General features: G+C 69.6%; 21 protein-coding genes. 12 read left to right on the top strand and 9 right to left on the bottom strand.

Annotated features, from left to right (window positions below; translation table 11 throughout):
- The first annotated feature begins 4 nt into the window (after positions 1-4).
- The 3 genes from GV790_RS14545 (at position 5) to GV790_RS14555 (ending at position 3,338) form a co-directional block, all read left to right on the top strand.
- Positions 5-1,426: an NAD(P)(+) transhydrogenase (Re/Si-specific) subunit beta gene (locus GV790_RS14545; RefSeq protein ID WP_163813882.1), complete on the top strand. Its 1,422-nt coding sequence runs from the start codon at positions 5-7 to the stop codon at positions 1,424-1,426.
- A 116-nt stretch (positions 1,427-1,542) separates the two neighbouring features.
- Positions 1,543-2,688 (top strand): DUF5925 domain-containing protein, encoded by a 1,146-nt coding sequence (locus GV790_RS14550; protein ID WP_256673290.1) that lies wholly within the window; start codon positions 1,543-1,545, stop codon positions 2,686-2,688.
- 200 nt (positions 2,689-2,888) lie between these two features.
- Positions 2,889-3,338, top strand: coding sequence for a nitroreductase family deazaflavin-dependent oxidoreductase (locus GV790_RS14555; RefSeq protein ID WP_163813885.1), 450 nt, complete (start codon positions 2,889-2,891; stop codon positions 3,336-3,338).
- A gap of 161 nt (positions 3,339-3,499) precedes the next feature.
- On the opposite strand, the gene GV790_RS14560 is transcribed toward GV790_RS14555, so the two are convergent.
- Positions 3,500-4,672, bottom strand: a complete 1,173-nt coding sequence (locus GV790_RS14560; protein WP_163813946.1) for an MFS transporter — start codon at positions 4,670-4,672, stop codon at positions 3,500-3,502.
- Between the two features lie 44 nt (positions 4,673-4,716).
- The gene (locus GV790_RS14565; RefSeq protein WP_163813887.1) at positions 4,717-5,328 is read right to left on the bottom strand and encodes a hypothetical protein; all 612 of its coding nucleotides are present in this window, start codon (positions 5,326-5,328) and stop codon (positions 4,717-4,719) included.
- A 102-nt stretch (positions 5,329-5,430) separates the two neighbouring features.
- Here GV790_RS14565 and GV790_RS14570 point away from each other — a divergent pair, with 102 nt between their 5' ends.
- Positions 5,431-6,387 (top strand): AraC family transcriptional regulator, encoded by a 957-nt coding sequence (locus tag GV790_RS14570; RefSeq protein WP_163813888.1) that lies wholly within the window; start codon positions 5,431-5,433, stop codon positions 6,385-6,387.
- Complete coding sequence (locus tag GV790_RS14575; protein ID WP_163813889.1) at positions 6,384-6,809, top strand: acyl-CoA thioesterase; 426 nt, start codon at positions 6,384-6,386, stop codon at positions 6,807-6,809. The genes GV790_RS14570 and GV790_RS14575 overlap by 4 nt, the downstream gene beginning before the upstream one ends.
- A gap of 24 nt (positions 6,810-6,833) precedes the next feature.
- On the opposite strand, the gene GV790_RS14580 is transcribed toward GV790_RS14575, so the two are convergent.
- From GV790_RS14580 to GV790_RS14590, 3 genes are all read right to left on the bottom strand, one after another.
- A complete protein-coding gene (locus tag GV790_RS14580; RefSeq protein ID WP_163813890.1) occupies positions 6,834-7,649 on the bottom strand; it encodes an SDR family oxidoreductase in 816 nt (271 codons plus the stop codon).
- Positions 7,650-7,730: 81 nt separating this feature from the next.
- Positions 7,731-8,225, bottom strand: coding sequence for an Lrp/AsnC family transcriptional regulator (locus GV790_RS14585; protein ID WP_163813892.1), 495 nt, complete (start codon positions 8,223-8,225; stop codon positions 7,731-7,733).
- Positions 8,226-8,353: 128 nt separating this feature from the next.
- Positions 8,354-8,572, bottom strand: coding sequence for a hypothetical protein (locus GV790_RS14590; protein ID WP_163813894.1), 219 nt, complete (start codon positions 8,570-8,572; stop codon positions 8,354-8,356).
- Between the two features lie 518 nt (positions 8,573-9,090).
- Between GV790_RS14590 and pdhA the strand changes: the two genes are divergently transcribed.
- The 3 genes from pdhA to GV790_RS14605 all read left to right on the top strand — a co-directional run bounded on the left by pdhA (position 9,091) and on the right by GV790_RS14605 (position 12,674).
- Complete coding sequence (pdhA, locus tag GV790_RS14595) at positions 9,091-10,200, top strand: pyruvate dehydrogenase (acetyl-transferring) E1 component subunit alpha (protein ID WP_163813947.1); 1,110 nt, start codon at positions 9,091-9,093, stop codon at positions 10,198-10,200.
- Positions 10,197-11,171, top strand: coding sequence for an alpha-ketoacid dehydrogenase subunit beta (locus tag GV790_RS14600; RefSeq protein WP_163813895.1), 975 nt, complete (start codon positions 10,197-10,199; stop codon positions 11,169-11,171). The genes pdhA and GV790_RS14600 overlap by 4 nt, the downstream gene beginning before the upstream one ends.
- 102 nt (positions 11,172-11,273) lie before the next feature.
- A complete protein-coding gene (locus GV790_RS14605) occupies positions 11,274-12,674 on the top strand; it encodes a dihydrolipoamide acetyltransferase family protein (protein WP_163813896.1) in 1,401 nt (466 codons plus the stop codon).
- Here GV790_RS14605 and GV790_RS14610 read toward each other — a convergent pair.
- Positions 12,652-13,935 carry a benzoate/H(+) symporter BenE family transporter gene (locus tag GV790_RS14610; RefSeq protein ID WP_178127911.1) on the bottom strand — a complete coding sequence of 428 codons (1,284 nt, stop codon included), beginning with the start codon at positions 13,933-13,935 and terminating at the stop codon, positions 12,652-12,654. The genes GV790_RS14605 and GV790_RS14610 overlap by 23 nt on opposite strands.
- 179 nt (positions 13,936-14,114) lie before the next feature.
- Between GV790_RS14610 and GV790_RS14615 the strand changes: the two genes are divergently transcribed.
- Positions 14,115-14,930, top strand: a complete 816-nt coding sequence (locus GV790_RS14615) for a sulfurtransferase (RefSeq protein WP_163813898.1) — start codon at positions 14,115-14,117, stop codon at positions 14,928-14,930.
- 170 nt (positions 14,931-15,100) lie between these two features.
- Here GV790_RS14615 and GV790_RS14620 read toward each other — a convergent pair whose 3' ends face one another.
- Positions 15,101-15,772, bottom strand: coding sequence for an HNH endonuclease family protein (locus GV790_RS14620; protein ID WP_163813949.1), 672 nt, complete (start codon positions 15,770-15,772; stop codon positions 15,101-15,103).
- Positions 15,773-16,033: 261 nt separating this feature from the next.
- Positions 16,034-16,396, bottom strand: a complete 363-nt coding sequence (locus tag GV790_RS14625) for a hypothetical protein (RefSeq protein ID WP_163813900.1) — start codon at positions 16,394-16,396, stop codon at positions 16,034-16,036.
- A 236-nt stretch (positions 16,397-16,632) separates the two neighbouring features.
- Here GV790_RS14625 and GV790_RS14630 point away from each other — a divergent pair, with 236 nt between their 5' ends.
- The gene (locus GV790_RS14630) at positions 16,633-19,446 is read left to right on the top strand and encodes a DEAD/DEAH box helicase (RefSeq protein WP_163813902.1); all 2,814 of its coding nucleotides are present in this window, start codon (positions 16,633-16,635) and stop codon (positions 19,444-19,446) included.
- Positions 19,443-20,216 (top strand): SWIM zinc finger family protein, encoded by a 774-nt coding sequence (locus tag GV790_RS14635; protein ID WP_163813903.1) that lies wholly within the window; start codon positions 19,443-19,445, stop codon positions 20,214-20,216. Before GV790_RS14630 ends, GV790_RS14635 begins: the two co-directional genes overlap by 4 nt.
- Position 20,217: 1 nt before the next feature.
- Here the strand turns inward: GV790_RS14635 and GV790_RS14640 are convergent, their stop codons facing one another.
- Complete coding sequence (locus tag GV790_RS14640; protein ID WP_163813904.1) at positions 20,218-21,294, bottom strand: amidohydrolase family protein; 1,077 nt, start codon at positions 21,292-21,294, stop codon at positions 20,218-20,220.
- A gap of 109 nt (positions 21,295-21,403) precedes the next feature.
- On the opposite strand from GV790_RS14640, the gene GV790_RS14645 reads away from it, so the two are divergent.
- Positions 21,404-22,408: a DUF2157 domain-containing protein gene (locus GV790_RS14645; RefSeq protein ID WP_163813905.1), complete on the top strand. Its 1,005-nt coding sequence runs from the start codon at positions 21,404-21,406 to the stop codon at positions 22,406-22,408.
- The last annotated feature ends 7 nt before the right edge of the window (positions 22,409-22,415 follow it).

Here is a 22,415-nt window from a genome sequence, read left to right on the forward strand (position 1 = left end):
ACCGATGGACAACCTGGTCAACATTCTCTACATCGTCGCGTTCGCGCTGTTCATCTACGGTCTGATGGGCCTGACCGGCCCGAAGACGGCGGTGCGCGGTAACTGGATCGCCGCGGCCGGTATGGCCATCGCGGTGATCGCGACGCTGATCGCGGTGCGTGACACCGGCAACTGGATCCTGATCATCGCCGGCCTCGTGGTCGGTGTGGTGCTCGGCGTTCCGCCGGCCAAGTTCACCAAGATGACCGAGATGCCGCAGCTGGTGGCGGCGTTCAACGGTGTCGGCGGTGGCACGGTCGCGCTGATCGCGTGGGCGGAGTTCCTCGACACCACCGGGTTCTCGAACTTCAAGCACGGCGAGGAACCGACCGTGCACATCGTGATCGGTTCGCTGTTCGCGGCCGTCATCGGTTCGATCTCGTTCTGGGGTTCGCTGATCGCGTTCGGCAAGCTGCAGGAGATCCTGCCCGGCCGCCCGATCGGTCTCGGCAAGCTGCAGCAGCCGCTGAACCTGCTGTTGCTGGTCGGCGCGATCGCGGCAGCGGTCTACATCGGTGTGCAGGCCGCCGACGGTGGCGCCTCGCAGCTGTGGATGATCGCGGTGCTGGTGCTGGCGGGCATCCTCGGCCTGATGGTCGTGCTGCCCATCGGTGGCGCCGATATGCCCGTGGTGATCTCGCTGCTGAACGCCCTCACCGGTCTGTCCGCCGCGGCGGCAGGTCTGGCGCTGAACAACACCGCCATGATCGTGGCAGGCATGATCGTCGGTGCGTCCGGCACCATCCTCACCAACCTCATGGCCAAGGCGATGAACCGGTCCATCCCGGCCATCGTGGCCGGTGGGTTCGGCGGTGGCGGCGGCGCCGCGGCCGGCGCCGGCGGCGGTGAGGCCAAGCAGGCCAAGGCCACCTCGGCCGCCGACGCCGCGATCCAGATGGCCTACGCCAACCAGGTCATCGTGGTGCCCGGCTACGGTATGGCCGTCGCGCAGGCCCAGCACGCGGTCAAGGAGATGGCCGCGCTGCTCGAGGCCAAGGGCGTCGAGGTCAAGTACGCCATCCATCCGGTCGCCGGTCGTATGCCCGGCCACATGAACGTGCTGCTGGCCGAGGCCGAGGTGTCCTACGACGCCATGAAGGAAATGGACGACATCAACGGTGAGTTCAACCGCACCGATGTCGCCCTGGTGATCGGCGCCAACGACGTCACCAACCCGGCTGCCCGCGAGGACTCCTCCAGCCCGATCTACGGCATGCCGGTGCTCAACGTCGACCAGGCCAAGTCGGTCATCGTGCTCAAGCGCTCGATGAACTCCGGCTTCGCCGGCATCGACAACCCGCTGTTCTACGCCGACCACACCTCGATGCTGTTCGGCGACGCCAAGAAGTCCGTCGGTGAGGTCACCGAGGAACTGAAGGCGCTGTAATCCAGGCGGTTTCGCGCGAACACGGCCCGTCGTCCGGCATGGACGGCGGGCCGTCGCGTTGCCGGTGTACCGATAATCGCTGGACGTTCCCCGTTCCGGCGCGAAGCATGGTGGCGATGTTCGAACACAGTGAAGCTCTGCGGCTGGTCGGAACACCGGAGGCGTCCGCGGATGCCACCGGCGGGCTCGACTGGTCGGTCCGGCTCGATTCCTACTATTCCGCGCGCGATGTGCTCGACGTGCTCGCCTTGACGCCGTTCGCGCGCGGCGCGCTGCCCTGCTACCGGAAGGTGCATCTGGAGCGAGTGCGTCCGCAGGCTCTGCTGCGTCCGGCCGGGTCGACGGTGTCGCGGATGGTCAACGAGGGCGGCAGCGTCTCGGTGCTGGTGCACGGCGACGGCTGGACCTTGCGTTCGGATCGCTGGGAGGACCGCAGCGGCGTCGTCGAAGTGGTCGCGGTCGACGATGAGCTCGCCGAGCGCATCATGACCGAGGCGACCCACGAGGCAGTGGACGAAACCATCGCCGACGACGTGGTCAAGATGGGTTTCTGGCATCTGGACGAACACCAGGGCCCGCGTCGCCGGGTGCTCGACATCTCGACCCCGGCCTGGGCCGATATCCGCGGCAACTACTCGGCGCCGGTCGCGGCCACGCTGGATCGGTTGATGGCCTTGGCGGCGGCCGATATTCGCGGACGGCTGTTACTGCTGCACGGCGCGCCCGGCACCGGCAAGACCACCGCGCTGCGGGCCCTCGCGCGGGCTTGGGGACCGTGGTGTCAGGCCGATTGTGTGCTCGATCCCGAGGTCTTGTTCTCCCAGCCGGGTTATCTGATGTCGGCGGCGATGGGCGCCGACGGCGGCGAACAGGGGGCAGGGCGCTGGCGGCTGCTGGTGCTGGAGGACTGCGACGAGCTGATCCGTGCCGAGGCCAAAGAGTCCGCGGGCCAGGGCCTTTCCCGGCTGTTGAATCTGACCGACGGCATGCTCGGCCAGGGGCGGGATGTGCTGATCGCGATCACCACCAACGAGGATCTGTCCCGCCTGCATCCAGCGGTCACCCGGCCGGGACGGTGCCTGGCCCAGCTCGAAGTGGGACAGCTCAGCTATGCCGAATCGCGGGCCTGGCTCGGCGAACACGCTGAGCGAGTGGAGGTTCCGGCCAGGGGCGCGACGCTCGCGGAGCTGATCGCGCTGCGGGACGGTGCGGAGCAGATCGTGACGGCCGCGCCGTCGGCCGAATCGGGAATGTACCTGTAGGCCGACCGTTGCCGTCACGGGATCGCGAGAGCCGCCGGTGCCGCTGACCGGGCGGGAGCCGAAACCCGGCCGGAGCGTGGTGGTTACGGTTCGTCCCTGATCGGCGCGGTGTGGCGGGAGCCGTGCGGCGCACCGGTGCGCTGGCGTGTCGGGGCGCGCGGCACCGCGACCGCGCCGGTGGCGCTGTTACCGTCGTCGGCATGCCGAGTGTCGGAGCGAAGCTGTTACGGACGCGGTGGTTCGTGCGTGCGCCCATCGGGGTGTTCCGGGCGCGCCTCGGATTCCTGTTCGGTGGTCGGCTGCTGCTGCTGGAACATATCGGCCGCACGTCAGGACAGGTGCGCTACGTGGTGCTGGAGACGGTCGACCGGCCCGACGCCGACACCGTCGTCATCGCCTCCGGCTTCGGTAAGACCTCGCAGTGGTACCGCAATCTGCTGGCCGAACCGCACTGCCGGGTCAGCGTCGGATGGCGGCACCGTGTGTCCGCCGTGGCCCGCATGCTCGACATCGAAGAAACCGCCGCCGTGCTGGCCGGGTATCGGGTGCGGCATCCGAAGGCGTATCAGGAACTCAGCGGTGTCATCGAGGAGGCGACCGGGCAGGGCATCGACACGGTGCCGATGGTCGAGCTGTCGATGCGGGGCTGATCGGGAATGCGGTGTGGGGCCGGTCGGTGGCCGGTTGCGTGGGCCGATTCGACCGGCATGGCGTGCGGCGGGCGAGCCGGATCGGGCGTGGGTGAGCACGTTGTCGGCGGACAGGTGTGGGTCGACCGGGGTGGTGCAACGCGGATCGCCGACGTGCGTGATCACTCCGTGCAGGGCGGTGTCGATGCGGCCGGGGTTGTCTTCGCGGCAGGTGCGACGACGCCCGCGCACACGCAGCACAGGACGACTATCACCAATGGCACCACGAACGTGGCGGTGAGCGGGATCAGCGCCGTCAGCCAGCCGATCACCGCGGGGCCCGCGAGCAGGCCCACGTAACCGATGCTGAACACACGCGACATATCCGTCGCGGCATTGCCGGAACCGAGATTGCCCGCGGCGGTGAAGATCTGCGGGATGCCACCCGCCAACCCCAGTCCACACAGCGCCCAGCCGAACAGGGTGAGCGGCACCCACGGCGACACCAGGATGAGCACGAGACCGAGTGCCGCGAGCAGCGAACCGTAGCGCACCACCGCGACGCGGCCGAACGCGCCGCTGACCCGGTCGGCGGTGAAACGGCCGAGCGTCATGGTGACCGAGAACGCGCCGAAAGCCAATGCGGCCGTTGACTCGTCGGTCTCGAGATGCTCACGCATCTGCAATGTGCTCCAGTCGTTGGCGACGCCCTCGGTGAGCAGCAGGCCGAACGCCAGCGCGGCCAGCGCCCACACCTTGCGGGAACCGCCGCGGCCTTCGGCCTCGCCGGCCTCGTGCTGCGGTGGGGCATGCGGCAGCAGCCGGGGCAGGCAGGCCACCAGGATGAGCACCCCGGCAGCCGCGGCCAGCGACATCGTCAGCCACGGTGTCCAGCCCAACCTCAGAGTGAGCGCGCCGGCCAGCGCGCCGAGCAGACCGCCGCCGGAGAACAGCGCGTGGAACGCCGACATGATCGGGCGCCGATACTCCCGCTCCACATGCACCGCTTGGGTATTCATCGAAACGTCGAGGGCGCCGTTGCCGAATCCGAAGGCCGCCAGCGCGATCGCCAGCGTCACCGGTCCGGTCGCCAGCCCCGGCCCGATCACACAGACCGATGCCGTCGCCCCGGCGACGCCGACCAGCGCCCGGCTGCCGAACCGGTCCGCGAGCGGGCCGGCCAGCCGCATTCCCACGATGCCTGCGCCGGCCATCAACAGGATGAACATGCCGAGCGTGGAGTGCGCGATCCCGGTGCGTTCGGTGATCGCCGGAATGTGCACCACCCACATGGCGAGCAGGAATCCGTTGAGCCCGAAGACGGTGAAGACCGCCGCGCGGGCGGTCCGCACCATCGGATCGATCGTCGATGCGGCCACCGCGTCGACGGTACCGCCGCTCACCGGCTCGGACGAGCCGGATCCGCACCGGCTCCGTCGACCGGCCGCTCGGCGATGCGCATCGCCCAAGCCCGGAACTCGGCGAGATCGCCCAGTTCGGCGCGTATCTGCCGCGGTACGAAACGAGTGGTCGCCGCCTCGAGCAGGTCGCAGAGCCCGAGATGCACCCATTCCCAGACCTTGACGTTGTACGCGTGCACGACCGGCCCGACGCGGGCCCGGATGCTCGCCACCTCGGCGGCGGGGATCCCCGCGCGTGCCAACCGGGCGATGGTGGCGCGCTGATCCGCCTCGGAGAACTCGGTGTCCAGATACGGCTCGAGCAGATCGGCCCACACATCGACGCGATGCCCGATCGGAATGGCGTTCCTCGCGCAGAACTCGGCGAGCTCGTCGCGTTGGTTCGCCGACACGAACAGCGTGAGCCCCGAACACGTGCGGATCTCGGGCGGAAACGCCGCCGGGTCGGCATCGCGGATCGCGCCGGCGGGCACCTCACGCCCATCGGGTAGATCGGCGGCCGAAAGGTGTTCGCTGCCGAAGCACACCCGGTCGCCGGTGAACACGACCTCGATCCCCATCATGAGCGCCCCCTTCTCGATACGTTCCATACTCGCATCCGTCACCGACAGGTTTCGGCAATGGCGATCGGCGGGCCGATGGTCCGATTTCCTGGGATTCGCCGCAGGCCTGCCGCGTCGTACAGTGATGGCATGGACGCGCTGGCCGGCTTGCTCGAAGGTCCACGCGCACGCGGTGCCTTCCTGATGCGGTCGGTGCTGCAACCGCCGTGGTCGCTGCGTATCGAGGACGAGGCGCCGCTGACGGTGCTCGCGATGATCCGCGGCAGTGCGTGGATCACGACCGATGACGACTCCGGCGGTCGGCGCGCGAGCGCGGGCGACGTCGTGGTGTTCAGCGGCGGGCGGCCCTACACCGTCGCCGACGACCCGTCCACCGAACCGCAGATCATCATCAGACCCGGCCAGGTGACGATGACCCCCGCGGGCGACATCCTCTGTGAGACCTTGAGCCTGGGCGTGCGCGAATGGGGCACCGACCCGAACGGCGAGACCATGATGGTCACCGGCACCTATGAGTCGGCCGGCGCGGTGAGCCAGGGTCTGCTGCGCGCCCTGCCGCCCGTCATCGTGCTGCCACGCGGCGAATGCGATACCCGGCTGCTGGAACTGCTCGTCGACGAGATGTCCAAGGATCAGCCCGCGCAGGGCGCCGTGCTGGACCGCCTGCTCGACCTGCTGCTGATCGCGGCGCTGCGGGCCTGGTTCGCCCGTAACGACGCCCCCGCCTGGTATCACGCCTACGACGATCCGCTGGTCGGCAAGGCGCTGCGGCTGTTGCAGCACAATCCGGCGCACGGCTGGACGGTGGCGAGCCTGGCCGCCGCGGTCGGGGTGTCCAGGGCCGCGCTGGCGCGCCGGTTCACCGAATTGGTGGGGGAGCCGCCGATGGCGTTCCTCACCGAATGGCGGCTGGCGCTGGCCGCCGACCTGCTCCAGGACTCCGACGCCACCATCGAGTCCATCGCGCGGCAGGTGGGTTACGGCAGCGCGTTCGCGCTCAGCTCGGCGTTCAAGCGCCAGTTCGGTGTGAGCCCGCGCGACCACCGCAGGGGCGCGGCACCGGCGCCGGTATCGTCGGCCGGGTGACGCAGCAGCAGTATCCGGTGCTCTGGCCGGTGCCCACCCGGTGGGCCGACAACGACCACTACGGGCACGTCAACAACGTGACCTACTACTCGTACTTCGACACCGCGGTCAACGCCTGGCTGATGCACGCCACCGGCACCGATATCCGCGAGCTGCCCGCGCTCGGTGTGGTGGCGCAGACCTCGTGCCAGTACCTCGGCTCGATCAGCTTCCCGGACCAGCTCCAGGTCGGCCTGCGGATCTCGCGGCTCGGCAACTCCAGCATCACCTACGATCTGGCGATCTTCCGCGAGGCCGACGGTGCGCTGGAGTTGGCCGCCACCGGCACCTTCGTGCACGTCTACGTGGACTCCGAGACCCGCAAGCCGGTGGAGATCCCCGAGGTCATCCGCACCGCCGCGGCCCAGCTCGTCACGGACTGAGCCCCGGACGACGCGCCCGCCGGATCAGGCCATGGAGCTCTGCAACGCCGCCTGGAACCGGCGCATACCGTCGATCCACCGGTCGTAATCGCTGCCCTTGTACCGGTACATCTTCAGCACCTCCGGGTGCGGGAGGATGAGGAAGCTCTCGGACTCGATCCCGGCGATCACCGACTCGGCGACCTGCTCCGGGGTGAGCACCGCGCCTGCCGTGGTCACCGCCTTGATCGCCAGCTCCGCGGCGTCGGCGTTCTCCGGCGGCATCATCCCGCCGTGCAGCAGCTGGGTGTCCACCCCCATCGGGCACAGGCAGCTGACGCGAATGCCCTTGTCGCCGTAGGTCACCGACAACCATTCGGCGAAGCCGACGGCGGCGTGCTTGGACACCGAATACGGCGCCGACCCGATCTGGGTGAGCAGTCCGGCCGCCGACGCGGTCGTCACGAAGTATCCGCTGCCGCGTTCCAGCCAGCCGGGCACGAGTTGGCGTGCCGCGCGGACATGAGCGAGCACATTGACCTCGAGCGCGGCCGTCCACTGCGCGTCGGTGCTGTCGAGGCCGGGCCCGCCGCCGATGCCCGCGTTGGCGAAGAACAGGTCCACCGGACCGAATTCGGCCTCGGCTCGTGCGATGAGGGTGGCGATCACCGCGTCATCGGCGACGTCACCGCCCACCGCGATCGCCGCCGTGCCCAGCGAATCCGCGACCTGCTGCGCCGCCTCGGTGTCGAGATCCGCGACCACCACCTGCGCGCCGTCCGCCACCAGCCGTCGCGCCAGCGCCGCTCCGATTCCCGCACCGGCTCCGGTGACGATGGCGACCTTGCCCGAAATATCCATGCCCGCACGATAGCTCCCGCTTGCCCGCCGGTGTCGGGCCATCGGACAACGGGCGGTATCTCCGAGATCGTCGACGTCCGGTCAGCTCGATTCGGCGATCCGCTGCAGCAGCGGTGAGATCCGCGGCCCGACCAATTCGCGCATCACCAGAGCCATATTGGTGCGTTCCACGCCCGGGATCTTCAGGATGCGGCCGGTGATGCGGTAGAGATCATCGGCATCGCGGGCCACCACGCGCACGGTGAGGTCGGTGGCGCCGGTCATTCCGCATACCTCGGTGACCTCGGGGACTTCCGCGAGCTCGTCCACCACCGGATCGAGTTTGTGCTGGTCGACCACCACTGCGACGAACGCCGCCAGCGGATAGCCGAGCGCGCGTGCCTCCACTCGGCGCTCGAAACTGGCGAGCACTCCGTTGGCCTCCCAGCGCGCCAGCCGGGCCTGCACGGTATTGCGCGACAACCCCAGCCGAGCGGCCAGCTCCACGCCGGTCGCTCTCGGGTTGTCCACCAGCTCCAGCAGCAATCGCGCGTCGGTAGCGTCGACGGCGGGATCGGCGAGCTCTCGACCGGTCATATATCGCATGATGACACGCGCCGGGTGGCTCGGATGGATGTTCGGTGCGCACGAGCGCACCCGGGCGGTCGCCGATGGCAGGCACGGGCGCAGTGCTCCGCCCGTGCCTGCCGATTCGGGGGATATGCCTAGGTGCAGGTGATCGACGAGCCGCACATGAGGCGATCGATCAGCGATAGCACCGCGCTGCCCGAGGACGCCCCGCCCGGTGCGGGTTCACCCGGCGCGACCACGGGGGTGACCATCGGAGTGACGGGCAGCGGTGCGGCGGCAGCCGGACCCGCGGTGAGAACAGTGCCGAGAGCCAGTGCCGCGACGCCTGCGCCGAGCAGCTTGGGGAACGACATGAGGAATCCTTTGTTCGGTGCGATGAGATCGGCTCGGTCGCGGATCGGACCGAGCCGTACGGCATCGCCAGAGCCGGCATCTCGACAGCGATGCTGGGCGCGAGGATGGCCGAATATGCCCTTCTGCTAACAGGTTTGGTCCGGCCGCGCGGCCCACGGAGACTATCGGGACGCCTCCGCGGCCGTTACAGCCGCATTTCTGATTGCGATCGCCATGCGCGGGCCGGTCTCGTCGGGCGGCACGCGCGAACCAGCCTGATGAATCGGCGGACGGTCTGCGGATCATCGAGCCCGCCCGGCCGTCCGCTGGGCGGACTTTTCTGCGCTCTAGCAGGGGCGATGGTCGACACGTCGAGTAGTTGATCTGTCACAACGTGCAATATGACCGGCCGGTTACCACCGAAATCGCGCATTCTGCTCAGTTTCGTGTCGGTCACTTGCGCACATCGTCTGATCGTGGATGCTGTGTGATACAGGACACAATCCTGGCTCCGACTTCCCAGGAGGCGGTGAAGGAGATGCTCGGCAAACCCAGCTATCCGGTACAACTGATCCAGCCCGACGGCAGGCGCGTCCTCGACCGGGAACACGCCGCGGTGGTCGCCGACATCGGGCCCGACAGGCTGCGCGACCTCTACGAAGACCTGGTGGTGACCCGCCGTATCGACACCGAGGCGACGGCCTTGCAACGGCAGGGCCAGCTCGGGCTGTGGGCGCCGTTGCTCGGCCAGGAGGCCGCGCAGGTGGGTTCGGCGCGCGCCCTTCGCCCCGACGATTACGTGTTCTGTAGCTACCGAGAGGCCGCGGTCGCCTACTGTCGCGGCGTCGACCCGGCCCGATTGACCCGGATGTGGCGCGGCGTCGCGCATTCCTGCTGGGATCCCGACGCCATCAATATGACCAACCCGGCCATCGTGGTCGGCGCGCAGGGCTTGCACGCCACCGGTTACGCCTACGCCGCGCACCTGGAAGGCGCCGATATCGCCAGCATCGCCTACTTCGGTGATGGCGCCACCAGTCAGGGCGATATCGCCGAGGCGCTGGGTTTCGCGGCGAGCTGGAGCGCGCCGGTGGTGTTCTTCTGCCAGAACAATCACTGGGCGATCAGCGAACCGGTCCGGTTGCAGAGCGCGACGCCCATCGCCCAGCGCGCCCTCGGCTACGGCATCCCCTCGGTGCAGGTCGACGGCAACGATGTGCTGGCGGTGCTCGCCGTCACCCGGCAGGCGCTGGCCCGCGCCCATGCCGGAGGTGGCCCGTCGTTCATCGAGGCGATCACCTACCGGATGGGCCCGCACACCACCGCCGACGATCCGACCCGGTACCGTTCCGACGCCGAAACCGAGGAGTGGAAAAAGCGCGACCCGATCGACCGGGTGCGCCGGCTGCTCGAACGGGAAAACCTGCTGGACGCCCAGTTCGAGCAGCGAGTGCGCGCCAGGGCCGACGAGATCGCCGCCGTGGTACGCAGCGCGACCATCGACCTACCCGATCCCGAGCCGATGCAGCTGTTCGACCACGTCTACGCCACCGAGCATCCGCTGATCGCCGAACAACGGCGCGCCTACGCGCGGTACCTGGCCGACGCCGACGTGCACACCACGCACACGGAAGGAGTCCCGTCATGATCACCACCTTCGCCGCCGCACTCAATGCCGGTCTGCGCCGGGCGCTGGAGGACGACCCGAAGGTGCTGCTCATGGGCGAGGACATCGGCCGCCTCGGCGGGGTGTTCCGGGTGACCGACACCCTGCAGAAGGATTTCGGCAACAACCGCGTCATCGATGCGCCGCTGGCCGAATCCGGCATCATCGGCACCGCGTTCGGCATGGCGCTGCGCGGGTTCCGTCCGGTGTGCGAGATCCAATTCGACGGGTTCGTCTATCCCGCCTTCGACCAGATCGTGTCCCAGGTGGCCAAGATCCACTACCGCACCGAGGGAAAGGTGAAGGCGCCGATCACCATTCGCATTCCATTCGGTGGCGGCATCGGTTCGGTGGAGCACCATTCCGAATCGCCGGAGGCCTATTTCGCGCACACCGCGGGGCTGCGAGTGATGACGCCGAGCACCCCGGCCGACGCTTACGCGATGATCCGCCAGGCGATCGCGCTCGACGATCCGGTGATCTTCTTCGAACCCAAGCGCCGCTACTGGGATAAGGCCGACGTCGATTTCGATGCCCCCGCAGAGCTGCCGCCGGACCGGGCCCGGATCTGTCGCGAGGGCGCCGACGCCACCGTCGTCGCCTACGGTGGCACCGTCGCGACCGCGCTCGGCGCCGCGACAATCGCCGCCGAGGAAGGCCATTCGCTCGAGGTGATCGATCTGCGCAGCCTCTCGCCGATCGACTTCGACACCGTCGAAGAGTCGGTCGCCAAGACCGGCAGGCTGGTCGTGGTGCACGAGGCGCCGGTCTTCGCCGGGCTCGGTGCGGAAATCGCCGCCAGGATCACCGAACGCTGCTTCTATCACCTGGAGGCGCCGGTGCTGCGGGTCGGCGGCTTCGACATCCCCTATCCTCCGGCCAAACTCGAAAAGCACCACCTGCCCGACCCCGACCGTATTCTCGCCGCCGTGGATCGTTCGCTGGCCGCCTGACGTGATTGCGCCTCGACGGCCCGCCGCAGCACGCGGACCTCGTCGGGGCGGCACAATCGCAGACAACCGACGACCAGCTCGATCGAGACCGAGGTGCCTTTCGTGAACGAACCGCGTGCCGACGACCCGAACCAGGTGCTGGAATTCCGGCTGCCCGATCTGGGCGAGGGCCTCGCCGACGCCGAACTGCAATCCTGGTCGGTGGCCGTCGGCGACGACGTGGACCTGAATCAGACCATCGCCGAGGTGGAGACGGCCAAGGCGGTGGTGGCGCTGCCGTCGCCGTTCGCGGGCACGGTGGTGGAACTGCTGGCCGAGCCGGGCGAGACGGTGCCGGTCGGTGCACCGTTGATCCGGGTGCGCACCACCGCTCCCGCCACGCCGGAGGCGCCCGCCGTTGCGCCGGACGCCGCGCAGGGGCGGGCAGCGGAGCCGGAACGGACATCGGTGCTCGTCGGGTACGGCCCGGAAGGGGAGACGGCTTCCCGGCGACGTCGGCCGGCCGAGCCCGCCAATGGCGCGCAACAGCAGCCGGACGCCGCGGACTCGACCGCGCCGAACGGGAAACAAGGGATGGCCGCACGTGCGGCAGCGACTCCCGCGGCCAGGAAACTGGCCAAGGAGCTCGGCATCGACCTCTGGTACGTCGCGGGGTCCGGTCCGCAGGGCGCGGTCACCGTCGAGGACGTCCGCTCGGCGGTTCCGGTGTCCGCGCCACGGGTCCGCGCCGCAACCCCCGCCGCGGCGCCGGCCACGGCGGCGGCTGCGGCGGGCGCCGAATCCGGTGTCGTGCGCCCGCCCGCCCGCGAGGAACGCACCCCGATCAGCGGGGTCCGCAAACGCACCGCCGCCGCCATGGTCGCCAGCGCCCGCACCATCCCGCAGGCCGGCGCCTCGATCACGGTGGATTGCACGGCGTCCATGGAACTGCTCGATCACCTGCGCAGCACCGCGCCGTTCGCCGGCTTGACGCTGACCCCGCTCGCGCTGGTGGCGAAATCGGTACTGGCCGCGCTGGCAGAATTCCCCGGCCTGAACGCCTATTGGGATGAGGCGAATCAGGAGATCGTCACCAAGCACTACGTCAATCTGGGGATCGCGGTGGCCACCGACCGCGGACTGCTCGTGCCCACTATCAAGGACGCGCACGCACTGAGCCTGCGCGATCTGTGCCGCGAGATCGGCTGGCTGGTCGACGTCGCCCGTGCGGGCAATGCCGCGCCCACCGACCTGCGCGGCGGCACCTTCACCATCTCCAACGTCGGCGTCTTCGGTGTCGACGCCGGGATGCCGCTGGTCAACCCGGGCGAAGCGGCGATCCTGTGCCTCGGCGCGATCACCGAGCGGCCCTGGGTGGTGCGCGGTGAGCTCGCCATCCGCTGGGTCACCACGCTGACCCTCAGTTTCGACCACCGCATGATCGACGGCGAACAAGCCGCGAAGTTCCTGGCCACCACGGCCGGCTTGCTGGAGGATCCGCTCACTTTGCTGAGCCGTTTGTAGCGTGCTCAGGCCCTTCTTCCGTTGTCGCCGGCGGTGCGGGCCTGCGGCGCAAGGTCTGCCGCACGACGAGCCCCGCGATCACCGCCCAGAACGCCGATCCGATACCGAGGAAACCGATCCCGGACGCGGCGACCAGGAAGGTGACCACGCCCGCCTCCCGGTCCTGCTCCGCGGTCAGCGCGGCCGCCAGCGCCGCGGCGAGGGTCGGCAGCAAGGCCAGGCCCGCAACGGTTTCCAGCGTCCCCGCCGGCGCCGCGGCGATCACGGTGACCAGTGCGGCCGAGCCGAGCCCGAGCACCAGATAGCTCGCGCCCGCCGTGCAGCCGGCGATCCAGCGGCGTCGCGGATCCGGATGGGCGGACGGCGCCGCGGACAGTGCCGCGCTGATGGCGGCGAGGTTGATCGCGTGGCCACCGGCGGGCGCACCGGCAATGGTGCCGAGCCCGGTCGCCGTCATCGCGGCGCGCCAGGGCACGCGGTAGTCGAAGGAACGCAGCACCGCGGTGCCGGGAATGTTCTGCGACGCCATCGTGACGACATAGAGCGGCACCGCGATGCTGATCATGGCCTGCCAACTCCACTGCGGCACAACAAGTTCCACCGTCGGGGCGATCGCGGCGGTGTCGAGCTCCTTGTGTCCGGCCACGATGCCGACCCCCACCCCGATGGCGGCCGCGCCGAAGGCGGCGAGCACCGCCCAGCGCGCGGCGACGCGGCGCATGACCAGCCACACCAGGATCACCGGCAGCACCACCGCCGGACTGGTCTGCACCGCCCGCACCGGTGCCAGACACAGCGATAAGAGCACGCCGGCCAGCATGGCCTGGGCGATCTCCACCGGAATCGCGGCGACCAGGTCGGCGAGCCGCCGGGAGAGTCCGGTGCACACGATCAGCACGCCGGTCGCGATGAACGCGCCGACGGCCGCGCCCCAGCCCCCTGCCACCACTCCGGTGCCGGCGAGCAGGGCCGCACCCGGCGTGGACCAGGCCAAGGTGATCGGCATCCGGTACCGGCAGCTCAGCACCAGCATGCCGACGGCCTGGGTGAGACACAGCGCGAGCAGTCCCGACGCCGCCTGCGCGGGGGTGGCGCCGACCGCCGTCAGCCCGCTGAGCACCACGGCGAACGAACTGGTGAAGCCGACCAGTGCGGTGATCACGCCGGCACCGATCGGCTGGGTGATGTCGCGTGCGCCGGGGGAGTCCGTGGCCGGATCGGTGCTCGGCGGCGCGGCGGTGCTGGGAGATTTCTGCGACATTGTGGCGATACTGCGCTGGTCCAGGCCCCTTGTCCCGAGCCAGTCGAGCGGAACTGGCCTGAATTGCCGCCCGCGTCCGCGGCCGGGTCGGCTTTTCCGGGTCACGGTACGAAAGCACGGACCTGGCCGTACGCTGGAGGCGACGGGCTCGACGAGGCGGATCTGAACGAGGAGCTGGGGTGCGGCCGGTACTCATTTCGGCGGACGAACTGCGGGACGCGTTGTCGGACAATCGAGTACGGGTGCTCGATGTCCGCTGGGCGCTGGGCGATCCGGACGGCCCGCAACACTATCTGGAGGGGCATATCCCCGGGGCGGTCTTCGTCGACCTGGAGACCGAGCTCGCCGCACCGCCCTCCCCTGCCCGTGGCAGGCATCCGCTGCCGGATATCGGTCAGCTGGAGAAATGCGCGCGTAGCTGGGGCGTATGCAACGGCGACACCGTCGTCGTCTACGACGCGACCGGCGGTATGGCGGCCGCGCGCGCCTGGTGGTTGCTGCGCTGGGCCGGCTTGGCCGATGTGCGGATCCTCGACGGCGGCCTGCCCGCCTGGATCGCGACCGGCGCCGAGCAGGCCACCGGCGCCGAACCCGATCCCGCCGATGGCGACGTCGAATTGAGCCCCGGCCATCTGCCGGTCATCGATGCCGACGCCGCCGCGCGCTGGCCAGGGGCACTGCTCGACGCGCGTGCGGGCGAGCGCTTTCGCGGCGAACAGGAGCCGATCGACCCGCGCGCCGGCCATATCCCCGGCGCGATCAGCGCTCCGACCGCCGACAACCTCACCGCCGACGGCCACTTCCGCACCCCGGAGGAGCTGCGCAAACGCTTCGCCGACTGGGCGGGCCCGGTGGCGGTCTACTGCGGCTCCGGCGTCACCGCCGCCCACCAGATCGCGGCGCTCGCGGTCGCGGGCATCGACGCCGCCCTGTACCCGGGCTCGTGGTCGCAGTGGTCCAACGACCCGAAACGGGCGGTCGCCACCGGCGCCTGATAGTGATCCGCGCAGATCAGCCGGCCACCACGAGAATTGATCGGCGCGCGGCCCGCGCCGGCAGCCCGGCGATGCCGTACCACCAAGGGCATAGCCGAGCGCGATCTGCTTCGTGCGCAGACCTGCGAACTCGGTGGTGGGATAGCCGCAGACCCCGACGCGACGAGCCATTACGGGCAGCTGATCGCGATGGATTGCAGTGCCGTCCGGTCGTCGACGGTGATGGGCAGGTCGTAGTGGACGGCCACTGTCAGATACTTGGCCGCGTAGAAGCAGTGCCCCGGTCGCGAGGGTGGTAGCCATTCGCCGGGAGTGCTGTCGCCCTTGGCCTGATTCGCCGCGCGGGTGGTGGCCTGCAAGTTGTGGTCGATGTCGTTGGCGAACCGGACGCGGCGGTCCAACGGCCAGGCGGCGGCGCCGAAATCCCAGGCGGCGGCCAGTGGATAGACGTGGTCGATGGGGACATTCTCGGCGTCAGATTTGCTGAAGACCACCTCGGTGCCGGTGTAGGGATCGGCCAGGATGCCGGAGACGACCACGCATTCACGGGTGCCGGGCCGGAAACGGACCTCGGTGAGCTGACGGGCCAGGACGTTGTTGCGGGTATCGCAACCATCGTGCCCGCCGGTGCCTTCGTAGTCATCGGACCAAGCGGGGCCGAAAACGCAGGCCTCGTCCGGTCCGCAGCCGCGGTCGTATCCACCCGGATGCGGACGGCCCTCGACGACCCGGACCACCGCGAGCAGCCGTTCGACCTCGGCTCGTGGCGGACTGCCCGGTGCGGGCCCCACCGCCGGTGCACACCCGCTGAGCAGGAACAACGCGGCGAGGAGCGGGCCGATGACAGGCGGCGCGGCCTGCCGGATCGGTCCGTTGTCGCGGCCGGTCCAGCGCCGATGTGCGATGGACCGCCCGCGCCGGGTCGGTGCGTGTGCTGTGTTGACGATCGTGCGCCGCGCGGCCACTGCCCCCGCATGGGCGTTCTCCGCCCGTTGTGTGGCCGCTGATGCGATCGCCGTCGAATCCCGCCCTGTGCCCACCCGCATGCACAAGGTGTACCGGTACCCACCGACAGGTTCCGGTGTTTCGGGCGAACCCCGGATCTACAGCCAGGCGCGGGCCAGCAGCTCGTCGGCGGTGTCCTGGGCGCCGTGCGGTGGGAACCGGGTGGCGGCGATGGTGGCGCTGTGGGTGCCGTCGTGGCCGATCAACCAGGAGCCGCCGCGATCTTCGCATTCGGCGATCTTGGCGAAGGTGGTGAGCAGGAAGGTGATCGCATCGTGCGGGTCGGCGGTGTGCGCCAGCCGCTGCGATTCACCCGGCCGGGACAGATCCAGCCAGACGCCGGACTCGCCGTCCAGCCGCATCCCGACGATGCAGTGCGTGTTGACGAAGGTGAATTTGCGCCGTTCCCACGGTGTGGTCGGCGTGAAGCTCTGCTCGAGAACCTGGAGCAGAATCGTCATGGAGCTGCCCTCCGCTGTAGTACCGCCGTTGTGTGAATGACCGCGTTGTCATGCTGTCGGCGTCTGGCCGACACCTGCCTGCCTGTCGAACGACTCCGCTACCGCGCCTGCCGAGCATCTGAAACTCCGCGGTGACCAGCGGATATGCCAAGTATCGTCCGCGCGGGCGGATAAATCCAGAGCTGCGCGGCGCGACCGTGCGCCGCGGTGTCGGTGCCGGGTGCTTTGATGAGGCCATGCTGCACGGTCTGTGGTCGCCGGGATCCGGGCTGCTGCTGTGGCACCCTCCCGGCCACGGCGCGGGCCCCGATGCCGACGCCGCGAAGCCCGTGCCGGGTTTGCTGGGCGATGTCGTCCGCACCGCCAAATTCCGGCATCGCGCGCAGGTGTTGCTCGCCGGTGACGGCGGCTTCCGCAGTGAACGGGTGCCCGCGCACGCCTTGGCTCCCGATGCCGCCGCGGCCGCGCTGCGGCAACGTCTGCCCGCCGCGGCAGTGGCAGGTGACCTGCGGTTTCTCGCTCATGTCGCACTCGGTATCGAGCGTTGGGTGCGGGCCGGACGGGTGGTACCGGAGCTGCGCCGCGACGACGGGCAATGGTGGGCGCGCTGGCGGCTGGTGGGCGGCGCGGGCCAGCGGGCCTGGCTGGCCGAACTCGCCTCCGCGATGCCCGCGGCGCTGCGGGTGGCCGGTGAGCCGGCCGCCGTCCTCGACGATATGGTCACCGAACTCACCGATCCCATTGTCCGCGAACTGATCCCGGCGCGGGACTGCCCGCATCCGCTGGTCCATGGGCTCACCGCCGACGCCCCGGTGGAGGCAGGCAGTCACCAGGCCGCGCAGATGCTGGAACGCTGGCGCACCAGTCTCGCCGCCGACGAACCGGAACTGGTGCTGCGGCTGCTCGAACCCGACGCCGACGACACCGACGAGGTGGCGCTGTGGCGCCTGGAGGTTTGCCTGCGCGTCGACGGCCGGGCGCCCACTTCCGTTCCACTGCACGGTGATCCGCAGCTGGTGCGGGCCGCGGTGGAGCGGCTCGGCGAAGCGCAGCGCGCCTATCCGCGGCTGCGCGACCTGCCCGGCGATCCGCGCACCATGGATCTGCTGCTGCCCACCGAGGTGGTGGTCGATCTGGTCGCGCACGGTGTGCACGCGTTGCAGGAGGCGGGCATCCGGCTGCTGCTGCCGCGCGCCTGGACGGTGACAGCGCCGACGATGCGCTTGCGGGTGAACAGCGCCGTGCCCGCCGCCGAGAGCACCGTCGGCCTGCCCGGGCTGGTGTCCTACCGCTGGGAGCTCGCCCTCGGCGACACCGTGCTCAGCCGCGACGAGATGCAGCGGCTGATCCACGCGAAATCCGATCTGGTGCAGTTGCGTGGGGAGTGGGTGCAGGCCGATCACAAGGTGCTCGCCGCGGCCGCGAAGTACGTCGCGCTGCATGCCGAGGACGCCGAGGTCACGCTGGCCGACATGATCGGCGAGATCGCCGCGACCCGCGTCGATCAGGTGCCGGTCACCGAGGTCAGCGCCACCGGGTGGGCGGCCGAACTGTTCGACCCGTCCGGTTCCGAGGAACCGGTGCCCGCGCCGATCGGATTGAAGGCACAGCTGCGGCCGTATCAGGAGCGCGGCCTGTCCTGGCTGGCCACCATGAGCCGGATGGGTCTCGGCGCGATCCTCGCCGACGACATGGGGCTGGGCAAGACGATCCAGGTGCTCGCCTTGCTGCTGCACGAACGCGCGGGCGATCGGCCGGTCGGCCCGACTCTGTTGGTGTGCCCGATGTCGGTGGTCGGCAACTGGCAGCGCGAGGCCGAACGATTCGCGCCGGACCTGCGCGTGCTCGTCCATCACGGCGCCGGGCGCGCCAAGGGCGAGCAGCTGTGGGCCGCCATCGCCGACGCCGACCTGGTGCTCACCACCTACGCCCTGATGGCCCGCGACGTCGCGGATCTGGCCGCCCGCGACTGGGAACGCGTGGTGCTCGACGAGGCCCAGCACATCAAGAACTCGAGCACCAGGCAGGCCAGGGCCGCGCGCGCACTTCCGGCCCGGCACCGGCTGGCACTGACCGGAACGCCGGTGGAGAACCGGCTGGAGGAACTGCGCTCGATCCTGGATTTCACCATGCCGAAACTGCTCGGCAGCGCCCAGACCTTCCGCGCCAGGTTCGCCGTGCCGATCGAACGCGAACGCGACGAGAACGCCATCACCCGGCTGCGCACCCTCACCGCACCGTTCGTGCTGCGCCGGGTGAAGACCGATCCGAGCGTGATCTCCGATCTGCCCGACAAACTCGAGATGACGGTGCGCGCCAACCTGACCGTCGAACAGGCCGCGCTCTACCAGGCAGTCGTCGACGACATGCTGAACAAGCTCCGCGATGCCAAGGGCATGGCCCGTAAGGGCGCGGTCCTCGGTGCGCTGACCCGCCTCAAACAGGTCTGCAACCATCCGGCGCATTACCTCGGCGACGGATCGTCGGTGCTGCGCCGGGGTGGCCATCGCTCCGGCAAGCTCGCCCTGGTGGAGGACGTGCTCGACGCGGTGCTCGCCGATGGGGAAAAAGCGTTGCTGTTCACCCAGTTCCGCGAATTCGGCGAGCTGATCGAGCCGTATCTGGCCGAGCGGTTCGGTACCAGAATCCCGTTCCTGCACGGCGGAGTCGCCAAACGGCGTCGCGACACCATGGTGGCCGAATTCCAGTCACCGGAGGGACCGCCGCTGATGTTGCTGTCGCTCAAGGCCGGTGGCACCGGCCTCAATCTGACCGCCGCCAATCATGTCGTGCACCTGGACCGCTGGTGGAATCCGGCGGTGGAGAACCAGGCCACCGATCGGGCGTACCGGATCGGCCAGCAACGCGCGGTGCAGGTGCGCAAGCTGGTGTGCGTCGACACCATCGAGGAACGCATCGACGAAATGATCAGCGGCAAACGCCAACTCGCCGATCTCGCGGTCGGTTCGGGGGAGCAATGGATCACCGAGTTGAGCACCGACGAGCTGCGTGATCTGTTCACGCTCGGCGCGGAGGCGGTGGGCGAATGAGTCCACGCGTGGATTACCGCGAATTCGGTCCGCGACGGCCGGTGTCCGGTGGCGTCGAAGCGCGCAGCAGACGGGGGGCTTTCGCGCGCACGGCGTGGGGTCGGGCGTTCATCCAGGCGGTCGAGCGGATGGCCGAACCGGGGCGGCTCGCGCGTGGGCGCAGCTACGCGCGATCCGGGCAGGTCGTCAGTTACCGGATCGAACGTGGCGCGGTCGTCGGTGAAGTGCAGGGCAGCCAGCCGCGCCCGTTCACCGCCACCTGCACGGTGCGGCCGCTGCGCGCCGAGGAGATCGATCTGCTGGTCGAGGAGATTCGCTCGGCACCGGGCATGCTGGCCCAGATCGCATCCGGCGCGCTGCCCGCCGCGCTCGCACCGCATCTGCTGCCCGAGACCGCGGCGGATCTCGATTTCGGCTGCACCTGCCCCGACCCGGGCTGGCCGTGCAAGCATGTGGCGGCGCTGTGCTACCTGCTCGCCGAACGGCTCGACGAGTACCCGCGTGATCTGCTCACCCTGCGCGGGCTCTCATTGGACACGCTGATCGGGGGAGTCGAGCGTGGCGGCGGCGGCACCGGCGGTGACAGCGACCCCTACGGCGAAGGGCTCGAGCTGCCCGCCTTGCCGACACCCGAATTCCGGCCCGCGACAGCGGATCTCGACCCGACCCTGCTGCGCCGTGCGCTGCGCATGCTCGCCGAAGACGAGACCGTCGCCGCGAGTGGCCTGCGCACCCTGACCGCCTGGTACGAGGACTTGCGGCAGGCCTGACTCAGGCTTCGTCGATGCGGTACACGCGCTGTGCGTTCGCCCGGAACACCTGATCGAGGCACTCCGAATCGCCCACGTGTTCGGTGACGACCGCCGCCACGGCCTGCGCACTGCCGGCGATGGTGGTGATCGGCTTGTCCACCGGGAAATTCGAACCCCACACCAGCCGCTCGACCCCGAAGCAGTCCACCGCGTGCCGCAACATCGGGCCGATCCGTTCGATCAGCTGGGGAACCGGTGTCGCGCTGCCGCGCGGTGGAACCGGATGTCCGAGGATCGGCATCATCAGACCGCTGACCTTGGCCACCACATTCGGCTGGGCCGCTACGGCGGCGATGTCGTCGCGCCAGCGCACGAACAGCTCGCGCCGGTGCCCCGGGTTGAATCCGGTGTGCTTGCCGACCGCGCCGAAGATTCCGGCGGGTGTGCCGAGATGATTCAGCACGATGGTGACCTCGGGGTACCGCGCGGCCAGCGCGGCCACATCCGGCAGCTGATGCGAATACACCCACGCCTCGAACGACAGCTGCCGCCGCGCGAGTTCGGCGAAGCCTTCGAGGAAGGCGTTCGCGGTGAGGTCACCGGGCGTGCTGGTGAACGAGCGCACGTCCGGGTCGGGATGATGCGCGACCATGGTGCGGATGCCGCGCAGCAGCGGCGACGCCGAGGCGTGTGCCTCGAGCAATTCGGCGAAGCCCGGTGCCGCCGGATCGGCACTGGCGATGATCGCGCCGAGGCGCGGGGTGTCGATACCGAACGGCAGACTCGCCACCCAGCGCGTCTCGTCCGCCTTCGCCAGCGGTCCGGCCCCGGTCCATTCGACCTCGATATGGGCGATGGTGCGGACCTTCAGCCCGGCCGTATCGTTGCGGTAGTTCGCGGGCAGATACGGATGCATATACGGCGTCGGATCGCCGACGAATTCGCGGTCACGGCGCGGCGCCACCTTCATCGCGATACCGATCGGCAGCGGCAGATACCGGAACAACCGCGCCAGACCGCTGAAATCGCGTGGCGTCGACAGCGGATCCCACTGGTGGATATGCGCGTCGATGATCGGAATGTCGGTGAGATCCATGATGTCCGTTCCGTCCGCCGTTCACCCGGTCCGGGCGATTGTCACACGCGAGCCGCGCCCGCATCCGGAGTACGGCCGAAACCGCGGGCGGGTCGGACATACTGGCGGCGTGGACCACGACAACAGTGCGGGATCGGGGTCGGCGCACGCGGCCGCCTTGCGCCCCCTGGTCGATTCCGGGGTGCTCACCGAGCAGCAACTGGACCGCGTGCTCGCCGCGCTGGCCGAACCGGTCACTCGGCCCGCCCGCACCAAGGTGCTGGCCGAGGTCGCTGCCTATGCGGGCGCGGGATTGTTGCTCGCCGGGATCGCATTGGTGTTGGCCGCCTCATGGGAAGACCTGGCGCGCACCGGTCGTGTGGCGATTCTGATGCTGATCACCGTGGTGGTCGCGGTGATCGGGGTTGCGGTCGCGGGCGGCCCGGCCGGGCTGTTCCCGTCCTTCCGTGACCGTGCCTCCGCAGGCATCCGGGTGCCGGCGTCCCGCCTCCGGCTCGCCGCGGTCCTGTTCGCACTCACCGCCGCGCTGGTCGCCGGAACCGTCGGTAGCGCGATCGAGGACGGTGACACCGATTCCGCCTGGGTCTACGCCTGCATCGCGGGCCTGATCGCCGCCGCGATCGGATATCTCGCGCTGCCGTCGCCGGCCGGGATGATCGTGTGCGCGATATTCAGCGCTGCTGTGGTCTCCGGGGTGATCACCGATGTCGCCGGGCTCCGCGAGGGCTGGCCCGGGTTCGGCATCCTGCTGCTCGGTGTCGGCTGGGCCGTCCTCACCCGGTTCGGCGCCTTCGGCGAACGCTGGGCCGGCTACCTGATCGCGGTGCTCTTCGCGATCTTCGGCGCCCAGACCTGCGGCGAATACGAGTCCATGGTCCTGGCCTACTGGCTCACCGCGTTGATCGCCGTGCTCTGCTTCGCCCTCTACCTGACCGAACGTTCCTGGGTCCTCGTCCTCGGCGGCGGCGCTGCTCTCGCCCTGGCGGCGGCGGAAGCGGTCTGGGACTGGACCGATGGCTCCGTCGCCGCGGCCGGCGCGGTGCTCATCGTCGGCGCCCTGGTTCTCGGCGCCGGCGGCTACCTGCTCACCCGCGCCGGCCACGCTTCGCGATAGCGCGAAC

Origin of the sequence: Nocardia cyriacigeorgica, assembly GCF_010858045.1 — a bacterium.
Classification (GTDB): Bacteria; Actinomycetota; Actinomycetes; order Mycobacteriales; family Mycobacteriaceae; genus Nocardia; species Nocardia cyriacigeorgica_E.